This window comes from Radiobacillus sp. PE A8.2, from assembly GCF_045635475.1.
In the GTDB taxonomy this organism is placed as follows: Bacteria; Bacillota; Bacilli; order Bacillales; family Amphibacillaceae; genus JBJGXI01.
In genome coordinates this window covers 171329-184895 of record NZ_JBJGXI010000002.1, presented here as the reverse complement: position 1 = coordinate 184895, position 13567 = coordinate 171329, and the positions used below count along the sequence as shown (strand labels likewise).

Sequence of the window (13567 nt, the reverse complement as noted above, 5' to 3'; positions counted from 1 at the left end):
GTTCGCGCTGCGGGGTCTCACTTACGCCGTTCCTTATAGACTAGAGGCTAAAATCGTCCTTGTCGGACAACGCCTGCATGACCCTTGCCGTGCCTCAGGGGTCGAAGTGGATTTCCTACGCTGCTAATGGGATTGCTCTTCATGTAGGGTGATTGGAGCTCCAGGCAGTCGACTCCAGCGGTAAAAGCGCGAGCTGAAGATCCACAAGAGAAGCGCACTTTGGGACTGCGATTACTCGTCCCACCGAAAACATTTGCTTCTTAGTTAGCTGAAGCCGTGCCCGTTTAAAGAAAAACGCTTTAAACTAGCGAAAAGCGACTGCCTGGAGCGGAAATCACGAGCACTACGTTACGACGGATATTACTTCAACTATGAAGTTTAAAAGGTAAAAAAAACTTTCGAAAAGAGCCACATAAAAAGCTTTAAAAGATTAACGCTCGATATGGCTATTCTTTTAAAGCTTTCTTCTTATCATATTCATTTAAAAGCTTATCTAAGGATTGCGATATATGCAGAATCTTTTTATCACTTGAGTTTTGCTGGACTAATTCATATAGCGTGGCACGTAGCAACTCTATTTTTTCCTCTATTTCTACTATGTTTGTCAACAAAATTACCTCACTTATGCTAAGATTTGAAACATAGTTTCGCACGGAACGTTTGTTCGATTATACTATTTTATCATATTGGCTATAATATTACAATTAGTGTTTTGGTCGGTTGGGAAAGAAGTGGTTATTAACAGGTTTAAGGAAGTAAAAAGCCTTGTTAACGTGAGGTTTGCTTCAAACAATTAGCGAGCTTGATTGGTTTCAAGCTCGCTAATTGTTTGAAGCTATAAAATTTGCGATAAAAATAGTTTTGTACGATCATGTTTAGGATTATCAAATAATTCTGTCGGTGTGCCAGTTTCAATAATTTCACCTTCGTCAAATAAAACAATACGGTCGGCAACCTCGCGAGCAAAGCCCATTTCATGTGTAACGACTAACATCGTCATACCAGATCTAGCTAATTCCTTCATAACGTCAAGCACTTCTTTAATCATCTCAGGGTCTAGTGCAGATGTTGGCTCATCAAAAAGCATGATTTCAGGCTGCATGGCCAGGGCTCTGGCAATTGCTACACGCTGCTGCTGTCCGCCGGAAAGCTGTCCTGGATATTTGTCAGCCTGTTCTGGTATACCGACACGTTCAAGAAGCTCTAGTGCTAGTTTTTCGGCTTCTGCTTTAGGTTTCTTTTTAACCCAAATTGGTGCTAAGGTTATATTCTTTAAAATCGTCATATGGGGGAAAAGATTGAATTGTTGAAATACCATCCCTGTTTCTTTGCGTATTGCTTCAATGTCTTTGACATCATGAGAGAGACTGATTCCGTCAATCGTGATTTCACCTTTTTGTATTTCTTCCAATCCATTTATTGTCCGAATAAACGTTGATTTACCTGAGCCTGATGGTCCTAAAATAACAAGCACTTCACCTTTTTTTACATCCAGTGATACATCCTTTAGCACGTGAAGATGCCCGAACCATTTATTTATATTGTTGCAAGTAATAATTTGTTCGCCTTCTTTTGTAGCTACATTTGAATTTCCTTCTGTTTGTGCCATAAAAATATCCTCCTTCAAATGGTATTTAGCGTTCTCCGACACCCAATGTTTTTTCTAATCGACGACTTGCATAAGACATGGAATAAGCGACAATCCAAAAACAGAGTGCAACAAACAAATATGTTTCCATGATTTTACCAAGAAATTCAGGATTTGATTTCACTGTTTGAGCTATACCAACTATATCCATCAATCCAACAATCGCCACTAAAGATGTATCCTTAAACATTGATATACTTTGTCCAACTATAGCAGGGATTACTGTACGTAATGCCTGAGGCATAATAATGAATGTCATCGACTGAACAGGATTTAAACCGATTGCTTTTGCTGCTTCATATTGACCATTAGGAAGAGACTGAAGTCCGCCACGAACATTTTCTGCCATGTATGCTGATGTAAACAGTGTACATGCAATCATGACACGGAGTACGTTGTTTATTTCAACGCCTTCTGGAAAAAATAAAGGTAACATAAGCTGTGCCATAAATAGAACAGTAATTAACGGTACACCACGGACAAATTCTATGAATATAATACAAAAGTATTTAATGATTGGGAGCTTACTAGTTCTTCCTAATGCTAACAAAATTCCAATTGGAAAAGCAAAAACAATCGCTACAATCGAAATAAGCAAGGTAAGTAAGAAACCGCCCCATATTGTCGTTTTAACTGTCGTTAAAACACCAAAGCCGCTAACTAAAAATATAACAATCGGGAATGACAATACCCACCCAATAAGTGCGACGGCTTTATTCTTTGGTAATAAAGGTCCGATAAAAAAGCCTACAACAATCGTAGCAAGGTTAATCGCTAACCACATCTTTGAATTCCCAGACGTAAACGGAATAACTAAATTAATTAATAAAAGAATAGCCAGTACGGCGGCTAAACGAATAATCGTTCCACGCCAAATGCCAGCAGATATTCCGAATAGTAGAGAAAACACTGCAAGTGCTAGCCAAATCCTCCACAATTGTTCCGGTGGATACTGTCCGACAAAAAATAATTTATAGTTAGCACTTATAACCGACCATTCTGCGGTAGCAAATATCCAGGTAAGTGTTCCTTTAAAAGTATAAAATATGACTACAGCAGAAAGGATTGTCAAGATTACATTATACCATGTACTAAACAAATTTTTGCGCATCCAACCGATTACGCCAAGTGTTGATTTTGGTGGTCCGACAGTTGATAATTTCTTTTCAGATTCTAAGTTTGTATTCATTGATTATCACCTCTCTACTATCTGCATCTTTTTATTGAAGATATTCATAAAGATAGAAGTTAGAATGCTTAATATTAAGTATACGATTATCATAATAACCACCGATTGGACAGCGCGCCCGGTTTGATTGTTAATCGTACTCGCAACAGATACTAAATCTGGAAAACCCGCAGCAATTGCTAAACTTGAGTTTTTCGTTAAATTTAAATATTGACTTGTTAGGGGAGGAATAATGATTCGAATTGCCTGTGGTAAGACAACTAATCGCATCGTTGTGGATCCTTTTATACCTAGTGCTTTGGAAGCCTCAAGCTGTCCCTTTGATACCGACATTATTCCTGCGCGAATGATTTCAGCTATATATGTTGCTGTATAGATCGTTAAGGCTATAAAAATTGCAGCAAAGTTTGATGTGATTAAATATCCACCAGTATACCCAAAATTACCCATTACTGGATACTCCATATCTGCAGGAGCTTGTTGCGTGATTAGTAATACTATAATTATTGGGATAATAAATCCAGCTATCGCCCAAATAGATGGATATTTTCTTGTCCCTGACTTTACTTGGGATTTGATCATAACTGTCCACATTGTGATGGCAAATGTGATTGCTAAAATGATTCCAACTGTCCAAACGAGTGTACCATCATTGGCATTTACCCATGGTATATTTACACCTTTATTACTGATATGGACTTGCCCAATGCTAATGCTTTCTTTTACTTGAGGTAAAGCTAAAAATACAGCAAAATACCAGATGAAGATTTGTACAAGTAATGGTGTATTTCGAAAGATTTCAATATATACAGTTGCGATTTTTTGTACTAACCAATTGTTAGATAAACGTGCAATACCTACGATAAATCCGATAATAGAAGCGAAGATGACACCAAGTACAGATACTTTTAAAGTGTTCAAAATACCGACTAAGACTGCACGCAGATACGTGTCTGTTGATTGAAATTCAATCATCGATTCGCCGATATTAAACGAAGCAATATTGGTTAAAAATCCAAATCCTAATTTTAATCCTAGCTTTTCTAACCCGATTAATGCATTGTTAATGAAGTACCAAATCACGCCAATTACAGCGATAGCAAAGAGTAACTGCAATATAATTGGAAGGACCCTATTATCTCGATAAAACGGTGTAGAAACGCTTTGTTTATTGTTTTTTGTCAATTTATATCACCTCTTATGAATAGGGTAATTATATTTCTATAGCGATTTATCCTTAGTTCATATAGGAAAAGATCAAAGGACCTGCCCAACAACAAGCAGGAAGGCAGGTCCTTGTTATATAACCTTACATATAATATCTTATCGGAATGGAGGAGAGTAAAGTACCCCACCATTTGTCCAAAGCTCGTTCACGCCTCTCTCAAGGCCAAATATTGTGTCTGGACCAAGGTGACGATTAAAGATCTCTTCGTAGTTACCAACTTGTTTGATTACTTGGTAAGCAAAGTCGTCAGGAATACCTAACATAGTTCCTAAACCACCCTCTACACCTAACAAGCGACGTACAACTGGATCTTCACTGTCTAAGAAATCATCAACATTCTCTGAATTAATGCCTAGTTCTTCTCCTTCCATAGTTGCAAAAGTTACCCATTGAACGATATCAAACCATTGGTCATCGCCTTCTCTAACATCTGGACCAAGTGGTTCTTTAGATAGTGTTTCTGTTAAAATTTTGTGTGCACTTGGATCAGATAATGTTGTTTTACGAGAAGCAAGACCAGATTTGTCAGTAGTCCAAGCGTCAACACTGCCTGCTTCATATGCTGCAACTAACGAATCAGCATCATCGAATACTTGTTGGGTGTACTCAATGCCAAGTTTACGGAATTGATCGGCTAAGTTTAACTCAGTAGTTGTACCGGTTTCAACACCGATGGTTGCACCTGCTAGATCTTGTACTGTCTCGATCCCACTATCAGCACGTACCATAATACCTTGACCATCGTAAAAAGTAGTAGGTCCGAAGTTTGTACCTAAATCAGTGTCACGAGTAGTAGTCCAAGTTGTGTTTCGGATTAATACGTCAACTTCACCTGTTTGAAGGGCTGTAAAACGCTCATCAGCAGATAATGGCCTAACTTCAAGAGCTTCAGCATCACCAAGCACCGCAGCAGCAATTGCTTTACCAAAATCAATGTCGAAACCTTCATATTCTCCATCTTCGTTTACATAACCGAAGCCAGGTAGCTGATTGTTCCCACCAAGAATTAGTGTTCCGCGGTCTGTAACTGTTGCCAATGTACTCGTACCAGAATCAGTTTCTCCAGTAGAATCGTTAGTTGATTCGTTATCCTCAGTATTATTTCCATCATCTGTTCCTGTTTCCTCATCCGAACATCCTGCGAGCAGAAGACCAAATAACAACATAATGCTTGCCAAGAAAATAGATAATGATTTTTTCTGTTTTACCAAGAAAAACTCCCCCTTATATTTTTTAGTTCTATGGTGTAATAGAACTTATCTAATTATGTCAAAAAAGCTTACACAAGAAGGCATGAAGTTTTCTGAAAATTAGATATAATTCATTATAATAGGATAGACCCAAATATTTCAAGTAATTTTCTTAATTTTTAAAATATTACAATAATATTACTGTTATTTAAATTGTGTAAAAGTCTTTAAAGATAAGGGGGTGACCACTTATAAAAATTTTTAAAAAATTATTGAATATCTAACAACATCTATGCATTGTAATGATAATCCAATCTATATGTTGATGGTGAGAAATTTAAAGAGGAGGAAAGCAATCAATAGCAAAGAGGCAGGGGGAGGTTGGATTTGCAATAGGGGAATAGATTCATTTGCTATATATTATATCCTGCTCTCTAGTATAAAAGTAATGAACACGGGAAAGGTATTGTATAAGGTTTGTAGTAATAAAGATTGGGGTGTTTTTTTTGAAGCGCTTAATACTTGTAGTAACCACATGTTTTGTGTTCACAATTGTTCCTAACTTGAAAGCCCAAGCTTATCATGTTGAACAAGTATCAAATGCAGCGGATATTAATGCTGCAAATAATGGATCTATCCATCAGTGGGTAAAGATGGGGACTGAATTTGCAGTCATACCAGTCGACACACATGAATTTACGATCTGGCACAATTTTGTCAAAAAGAAAAGGAATTGTGAAATTACCCATAAAGTAAAGACGGTTGTATGGTACTGCGAATTACATCATCACACAAAATCTGAAACATTACTGGAAGAAACAATACATAGTAAGCAACATAATTAAGTATGAGATGAATGCAAAATAAAATTCCTACTCGTATACGAGTAGGAATTTAGAATTTAAACTAAGCAAGTTAGTTGGTTTTCTCTAGCCAGGTTTTGTATGTGTGGCATTTTTGATAAGTCCATATTACCACCACTAACAATAATACCGCAGTGCTCGGAACGGATCTTTTCGCCATGTGCAAGAAGACCTGCAAAGGCTGTTGCGCCAGCGCCTTCAATTAATGATTTTTTTCTTTCTAACATAAAAATCATAGCCGAAGCTATTTGCTCATCTGTAACGGTATACATCTCATCAACGTATCTTTCAATAATCGGGAAGGTGAGTGAGCCTATCTTTTTCACGGCAATCCCGTCTGCTATTGTAGAAACTTTAGATAACGCCGACGGTCCGGTATGAGAATATTGATTAAATGTTGCGCTTGCACCGCTAGCCTGTATGCCGATAATCCTGATTTTCGGATTAATGTACTTCGCTGCTACTGCGATGCCGCTTATTAATCCGCCACCACCGACTGGTACGATAATAGTGTCTAATAATGACTGTTGCTCTAGCATTTCAAGTGCAATCGTACCTTGGCCCGCCATCACATCTAAATCATCAAAGGGCTCAATGAAAATGCTATTTGTTTTTTGTTGCTCTAAAATAGCAGCTTCATAGGCTTCTTGAAAGGAGTCGCCGGTTAACACGATTGTTGCACCATAGTTACTAGTTGCTTCTGCTTTAGTTTCAGGTGTACTTTCGGGCATGAAAATTTTAGCTGGAATCCCACGTTTAGAAGCGGCCAGTGCCACACCTTGAGCATGGTTTCCAGCGGAAGCTGCAATAACTCCTTTGATCGCTTCTTGTGCTGATAACTTTGCGATTTTATAGCTTGCGCCACGTACTTTAAATGCACCGGTTTTTTGCTGGTTTTCCATTTTAAAATACACGTTTTTTTCAGTCATCCTATTAATCATCGATGATGTCGTTAAAGGGGTGCGATGGACGATCGGTGATAAGTGAGCCATCGCATCTTTAATATTTAAACCTGTTAAGCAATTCCCAATGTCTTTCACACTCCTCTATTTTTGTAACTCGAATTCTGTGATTTTATTTTCGTGTGTTAATGTAACAGCAATTTCATCCCAACCGTTGAGCAGCATCTCTCTTTGATAGTCTGGTAGATCAAAGGATGCATCGAAACTACTGGAATCATACACACGCTTATTTTCTAAATCCACAGTAATAGTATAGGCTTCTGATTCCGCTCGGTCAATAAGTGCTTGTGTTTGTTCCTCAGTAAGTTTTACCGGAAGAATTCCATTTTTTGTACAATTGCTATAAAAAATATCAGCAAAGCTTGGGGCTATAATCACTCTGAATCCATAGTCCTGTAACGCCCATGGGGCATGCTCTCTTGATGAACCACAGCCGAAATTTTCTCCAGCAACCAGAATAGAAGATTCTTTATATGCTGGATTGTTGAGAGAGAAATCTTCTCGAAGTTCACCATCATGGTCAAAGCGCCAATTATAAAATAAAAACTGACCAAAGCCTTGGCGAGAAATACGCTTTAGAAATTGTTTTGGAATAATTTGATCTGTATCAATGTTGGAACGGTTTAGCGGGTAAACGATTCCTTTATGAGTTCGGATTGGTTCCAATTTATTTTCCCTCCTGAATTCGAGTATTAATTTTAACATAAGTTTTAGAAAAATTATATAAATGTGCCATCGTCATTTTTTAGGTGACATTTGTAGGGTGTTTAAGGTGAACTATGAAATTAATTCAAAAACAAAGGCTCTTTTCGTAAGCTTTGTTGATTTTATACTTCATAAATGAATGAAACTCCGTCGTAACGTAGTGCTCGTGATTTCCGCTCCGGGCAGTCGCTTTCCGCGGGCACGGCTTCAGCTAACTCAGAAGCATAGTGCGCTTCTGAGTGGATCTTCAGCTCGCGCTATTCCCGCTGGAGTCGACTGCCCGGAGCTCCAATCACCCGACGCAAATGAGAAATCCCGTTAGCAGCGGAGGAAATCCACTTCGACTCCTGCGGGACTAGTGGCCTAAGTGAGACCCCGCAGGAGCGAAGCGACGAGGAGGCTCACTAGCCCCCCGCAGAAAGCGAAGTGGATTTCCGGAGCGGTGCAAGTACTTTCCAAGTTACGACGGAGTTTAGCTATTTTACGCAATAACAACAACTTTCAAGAAACAACCAAACAAAAGATTAACGAAAAGGCACCTGACTTAACTAAAGGCAGGTACCCCATATTTTCTAACATCGACAAAATGACCTTCAATTGCAGCAGCTGCAGCCATTTCTGGACTCACTAAGTGTGTGCGTGAACCAGTTCCTTGTCGACCTTCAAAGTTTCGATTAGAAGTGGATGCGCAACGTTCACCAGCTGGTACAACATCATCATTCATTGCTAAACACATACTACAACCAGCTTCTCGCCATTCAAAACCTGCTTGCTTAAATATGACGTCAATTCCTTCTGCCTCTGCAGCACGTTTAACGCTATGGGAGCCTGGAACAACAATTGCTTTTACTTTCGAGCTCACTGTTTTACCGCGAACGATTTCAGCAGCTTTACGTAAATCACTTAAACGAGAGTTCGTACATGAGCCGATAAATACATGTTGCACGTCAACAGAAGATATTGGTACGTTAGGTTCTAAGCCCATGTAATCTAGTGCGCGCGTAATTTCATCCTTAGCAGCAGGTGTTGTAGCGTCATCTGGGCTTGGAATGGATGCACTAACTGGAATAACCATGCCTGGATTTGTTCCCCAAGAGACTTGAGGTTCAATTTCATCTGCGTGAATTTCTACCGTTTTATCGTAAGTTGCACCTTCATCGGTTGCTAGAGCTTTCCAATTAGAAGCTGCTTTTTCAAAAGCTTCCCCTTTTGGGGCGTGTCTTTTGCCTCGCAAAAATTCAACGGTTGTATCGTCTGGACTTATTAATCCGGCGCGGGCACCAGCTTCAATTGACATGTTACAAATTGTCATTCGACCTTCCATGGACAGGGAACGTATCGCTTCGCCGGTATATTCAAGCACATATCCAGTACCGAATTTAACACCGAACTTTCCTATGATCGCAAGAATTAAATCCTTAGCAGTAACACCGGTACCAAGCTTACCGTTAACTTTTACATTTAGTGTTTTGGGGCGAACTTGCCATAATGTTTGGGTAGCTAGCACATGTTCGACCTCACTCGTTCCAATGCCAAACGCCAAAGCACCAAAAGCACCATGTGTAGACGTGTGGCTATCACCACATACAATTGTTTTTCCGGGTTGTGTGAGTCCAAGTTCAGGGCCAATTACATGTACAATACCTTGGTCAGGATGATCAATATCGGCTAGTGGTACACCAAACTCATCACAGTTTTGCTTTAATGTATCCATTTGTGTTTTAGATACTTGGTCTTTAATAATGTGCCTGTGGATGGTAGGGACGTTGTGGTCCATTGTTGCATATGTTAAATCTGGTCGACGCACCTTACGCCCGTTAATTCGTAGCCCCTCAAATGCTTGGGGAGAAGTAACTTCATGGACTAAGTGCAAATCAATATAAAGAAGGTCAGGTTTAGCTTTTTCTTGATGGACGACATGCTGATGCCAAATTTTTTCAATAATCGTCTTTGGATTAGACATTTTTGTCACTCCTTATATAGAATAGATTCTATTTATATCAAGTTACCAATTAAAGTTTAATAGACTGAATAAAATCGACAATAAGATTAGTCATTTCTTTTGTTTTTACTATTTGTCCTTCTTTTACTTGTAAATCTGCAGTATGATAACCTTGATTTATAATGGATTCTACTGCTGTTTCAATTGCTTGAGCTTCTTGTTCCATCTGCAAGGAATAACGAAGCATCATTGCAGCTGATAAAATCATAGCAATTGGATTGGCTATACCTTTTCCGGCGATATCAGGTGCTGATCCATGTGCTGGTTCATATAAGCCAATTCCTGATTCGCTTAAACTAGCTGATGGGAGCATTCCTAGTGATCCTGTGAGTACGGAGGCCTCGTCACTTAATATATCGCCGAACATGTTTTCTGTGACAATAACATCAAACTGACTAGGGTTTGTAATTAACTTCATTGCTGCAGCGTCTACTAATAGATGGTCCACTGTTACATCAGGGTAGGAAGCGCGTTTAGATTCGACAATTTCTCTCCATAGTTTGCTAGATTCCAACACATTCGCTTTGTCAACCGATGTTAAGTGTTTTCTTCGTAGTTGAGCACTTTGAAAGGCTTTATCAACAATCCTTTCAATTTCAGCCTTTGTGTATACGAGAGTGTCAACAACCGACTCTCCATCTTTTGAACGCTCGCTAGGTGTTCCGAAGTACAAACCACCAGTTAGTTCCCGAACAATCAACAAATCACTACCTTGAATAATTTCCTCTTTAAGTGGAGAGGAGTCCAGCAATTTAGGAAATCCTTTCACAGGTCTTAAATTGGCATATAATCCTAATGCTTTTCTAATGCCTAATAATCCTCTTTCAGGTCGAAGGTGGGACGGGAGTTGATCCCACTTTGGACCACCAACAGCTCCTAGGAGCACCGCATCTGCCTGCGAACAAGCCGAAACAGTTTCTTCCGGTAGGGGAGAGCCGTGCTTATCAACAGCAACTCCTCCGATATCATACGTTTCAAATGAAAAGCTATAGTCTGCTTTGTTTGCTATTGCTGTTAGAACTTCCTGAGCAGAAGCAATTACTTCTGCACCAATGCCGTCACCAGGAAGTAATACGATTTGTTTTTGCAAGGGTTGGACCTCCTACTTACATTAAATTTTAGCTTTTTGTTTTTCTTCCGCAGTTTTAGTGAAAAATACTCGATTAACTGCATTAATAAATGCTTGTGCTGCTGCTTCCAATACATCTTGAGAAGATCCGCGACCATGTACTGGTGTTTCGTTAACGGTCATACTAACGTGCACTTCAGCCAAAGCATCACGTCCTTGACCAATAGAACTAAGGTTGAAGCTAGTCAGATGAATATTTTCTTTCACTAAGGTTTCAATTGTATTATATAAAGCCTCTACACTACCTTGACCAGTACAAGCTGTTTCTACCCGTTCGCCATCTGGAGTAGTTAAAGCAACAGTCGCTGTTGGTAAGTTATGAGATCCGTATTGCACTTGGAATGCTTTTAATTGATATTTCTTTATATCGGATATATCTGTCTGGATATCAGTTAAAATAACAAACAAATCATCATCGGTCACTTCTTTTTTAGTGTCGGTTAATAATTTAAAGGCTTTGAATGCTTCCATTAATTTTTCTTCAGTTAACTGAAAACCAAGCTGTTCTATTTTGTCTTTAAACGCGTGTCGACCAGAATGCTTTCCAAGCACCAAATTATTAGATTGAATTCCTACCATGGCTGGCGTAATAATTTCGTAAGTTGAAGCGTGTTTTAGAACCCCATCTTGGTGAATGCCAGATTCATGTGCAAAAGCATTTCGACCCACTACTGCTTTATTGCCTGGAACAGCCATGCCGGTAAATTTGCTAATTAAATCACTCGTGCGTTTTATTTCTTTTAATACAAGATTAGTATAATAAGGATAAAAATCATTGCGAATATTTAAAGCGACAGCAATTTCTTCCAATGCTGCATTTCCGGCACGTTCACCTATTCCGTTAATCGTGCCTTCAATTTGTGTTGCGCCATTTTCTATTGCTGCTAATGAATTGGCTACAGCCATACCTAAATCATCGTGACAATGAGCAGACAGCGATACCTTATCAATATTTGGGACATTTTCACGAATATAACGGAACATTTGGCCATATTCTTTTGGTGTAGTATAACCAACGGTGTCTGGTAAATTTATGACAGTTGCACCAGCATCGATTACTTTTTCAATAATCTTAGCTAAAAAGTCTAAATCAGACCTCGATGCATCTTCTGCAGACCATTCTACCTGCGGAAAATTTTTTTTAGCATAGGTTACCATATCGACAGCAATATCAATCACTTGTTCTGGCGATTTTTTGAGTTTATATGTCATATGAATAGGGGAGGTAGCTATAAAAAGATGCAGTCGTGGTTCTTCCGCTTCCTTCAACGCTTCCCATGCGTAGTCAATGTCTGATTTTGTTGCTCGTGCAAGACCTGTCACGGAGGAATGCTTGATGGTTTGCGCAATTTTCTTGACTGCTTCAAAATCACCTTTGGAGGAAGCGGGGAATCCCGCTTCCATAATATCTACTCCAAGGCGCTCCAATTGTTTTGCTATTTCTAGCTTTTCCAATTGGTTTAGGTTAACCCCAGGAGATTGCTCGCCGTCTCTTAGGGTAGTATCAAAAATTTTAATTTGAGTCATTCGTGACCACTTCCTTTTTTGGGCTTACTCTTTTCTTAACAAATGGCATTAATTCACGAAGCTCTCTTCCAACTTGTTCGATTGGATGGCTATTTTCTTTATTATTAATAGCGTTAAACTGTGGTCTGTTTGCTTGGTTTTCAAGAATCCAGCCTTTAGCAAATGCACCTGTTTGAATATCAGTTAATACGTCTTTCATACGTGCTTTTGTATCTTCGTTTACAACTCTTGGACCGGAGACGAAATCACCCCATTGAGCAGTGTCGGAGATAGAGTAACGCATACCCTCTAGTCCACCTTCATACATTAGGTCAACAATCAATTTCAATTCGTGTAAACATTCAAAGTAAGCAACTTCAGGTTGATAACCGGCTTCTGTTAGTGTTTCAAATCCCGCTTTTACAAGACTAGTAACGCCACCACATAGAACGGCTTGCTCACCGAAAAGATCTGTTTCTGTTTCTTCTTGGAAAGAAGTTTCTAAAATTCCTGCACGTCCTGCGCCAATTCCTTTTGCATAAGCAAGTGCAATGTCTTTTGCTTGACCAGTATAATCTTGGAATATGCCATAAAGAGCAGGAACGCCAGCGCCTTCTTCAAATGTTCTGCGCACAAGGTGTCCAGGACCTTTAGGTGCAATTAAGAAAACATCGACATTTTCTGGTGGAACAACTTGGTTAAAGTGAATATTAAATCCGTGTGCAAATACTAGTGCATTTCCTTGTTGTAAGTTCGGTTTAATGCTTTCTTCGTACACTTTAGGTTGGTATTCATCTGGTAATAGAATCATTACAACATCTGCTACAGCAGTTGCGTCAGCAACGGATTGGACCTCAACACCATCTTCAACAGCTTTATCCCAAGAGCCGCCTTTTCGCAAGCCTACAACTACATCAAATCCACTTTCTTTTAAGTTCAGTGCATGGGCATGACCTTGCGACCCATATCCGATGATAGCGATTTTCTTTCCTTTTAAAACCTCTTCTTGAATATCATTGTGGTATAGTACTTTTGTCATTATGAAACATCCTCTCCAAATTTTATTAGTATATATAAAGTAAGTGTACAACAAGGGTAGTAGTTCAAACATTCAGAAACTTTTGTGTACTCAGAGGTTTAGCCTC

The 13567-nt window shown here is 39.1% G+C and carries 12 protein-coding genes; 1 reads left to right on the top strand and 11 read right to left on the bottom strand.

Annotated features, from left to right (window positions below; genetic code table 11):
- Positions 1-446 precede the first annotated feature (446 nt).
- The 5 genes from ACI6MV_RS02215 to ACI6MV_RS02195 form a co-directional block, all read right to left on the bottom strand.
- Entirely contained in the window at positions 447-608 is a 162-nt protein-coding gene (locus tag ACI6MV_RS02215) for a Spo0E family sporulation regulatory protein-aspartic acid phosphatase (RefSeq protein WP_407268222.1), read from the bottom strand.
- Between the two features lie 227 nt (positions 609-835).
- Positions 836-1609 carry an amino acid ABC transporter ATP-binding protein gene (locus ACI6MV_RS02210; protein WP_407268221.1) on the bottom strand — a complete coding sequence of 258 codons (774 nt, stop codon included), beginning with the start codon at positions 1607-1609 and terminating at the stop codon, positions 836-838.
- A gap of 25 nt (positions 1610-1634) precedes the next feature.
- Complete coding sequence (locus tag ACI6MV_RS02205) at positions 1635-2837, bottom strand: amino acid ABC transporter permease (protein WP_407268220.1); 1203 nt, start codon at positions 2835-2837, stop codon at positions 1635-1637.
- 6 nt (positions 2838-2843) lie between these two features.
- The gene (locus ACI6MV_RS02200; protein WP_407268219.1) at positions 2844-4022 is read right to left on the bottom strand and encodes an amino acid ABC transporter permease; all 1179 of its coding nucleotides are present in this window, start codon (positions 4020-4022) and stop codon (positions 2844-2846) included.
- Between the two features lie 138 nt (positions 4023-4160).
- A complete protein-coding gene (locus tag ACI6MV_RS02195) occupies positions 4161-5276 on the bottom strand; it encodes an amino acid ABC transporter substrate-binding protein (RefSeq protein ID WP_407268218.1) in 1116 nt (371 codons plus the stop codon).
- 485 nt (positions 5277-5761) lie between these two features.
- Between ACI6MV_RS02195 and ACI6MV_RS02190 the strand changes: the two genes are divergently transcribed.
- Complete coding sequence (locus ACI6MV_RS02190; RefSeq protein WP_407268217.1) at positions 5762-6100, top strand: hypothetical protein; 339 nt, start codon at positions 5762-5764, stop codon at positions 6098-6100.
- Positions 6101-6156: 56 nt separating this feature from the next.
- Here the strand turns inward: ACI6MV_RS02190 and ilvA are convergent, their stop codons facing one another.
- From ilvA to ilvC, 6 genes are all read right to left on the bottom strand, one after another.
- Positions 6157-7110: a threonine ammonia-lyase gene (gene ilvA / locus ACI6MV_RS02185; protein WP_407268229.1), complete on the bottom strand. Its 954-nt coding sequence runs from the start codon at positions 7108-7110 to the stop codon at positions 6157-6159.
- A 54-nt stretch (positions 7111-7164) separates the two neighbouring features.
- Positions 7165-7746, bottom strand: a complete 582-nt coding sequence (leuD, locus tag ACI6MV_RS02180; protein WP_407268215.1) for a 3-isopropylmalate dehydratase small subunit — start codon at positions 7744-7746, stop codon at positions 7165-7167.
- Positions 7747-8329: 583 nt separating this feature from the next.
- The gene (gene leuC, locus ACI6MV_RS02175; RefSeq protein ID WP_407268214.1) at positions 8330-9748 is read right to left on the bottom strand and encodes a 3-isopropylmalate dehydratase large subunit; all 1419 of its coding nucleotides are present in this window, start codon (positions 9746-9748) and stop codon (positions 8330-8332) included.
- 49 nt (positions 9749-9797) lie between these two features.
- Entirely contained in the window at positions 9798-10877 is a 1080-nt protein-coding gene (leuB, locus tag ACI6MV_RS02170; RefSeq protein WP_407268213.1) for a 3-isopropylmalate dehydrogenase, read from the bottom strand.
- A gap of 21 nt (positions 10878-10898) precedes the next feature.
- Entirely contained in the window at positions 10899-12443 is a 1545-nt protein-coding gene (locus tag ACI6MV_RS02165) for a 2-isopropylmalate synthase (RefSeq protein WP_407268212.1), read from the bottom strand.
- Positions 12430-13461: a ketol-acid reductoisomerase gene (ilvC, locus tag ACI6MV_RS02160; protein WP_407268211.1), complete on the bottom strand. Its 1032-nt coding sequence runs from the start codon at positions 13459-13461 to the stop codon at positions 12430-12432. Before ilvC ends, ACI6MV_RS02165 begins: the two co-directional genes overlap by 14 nt.
- Between the last annotated feature and the right edge of the window lie 106 nt (positions 13462-13567).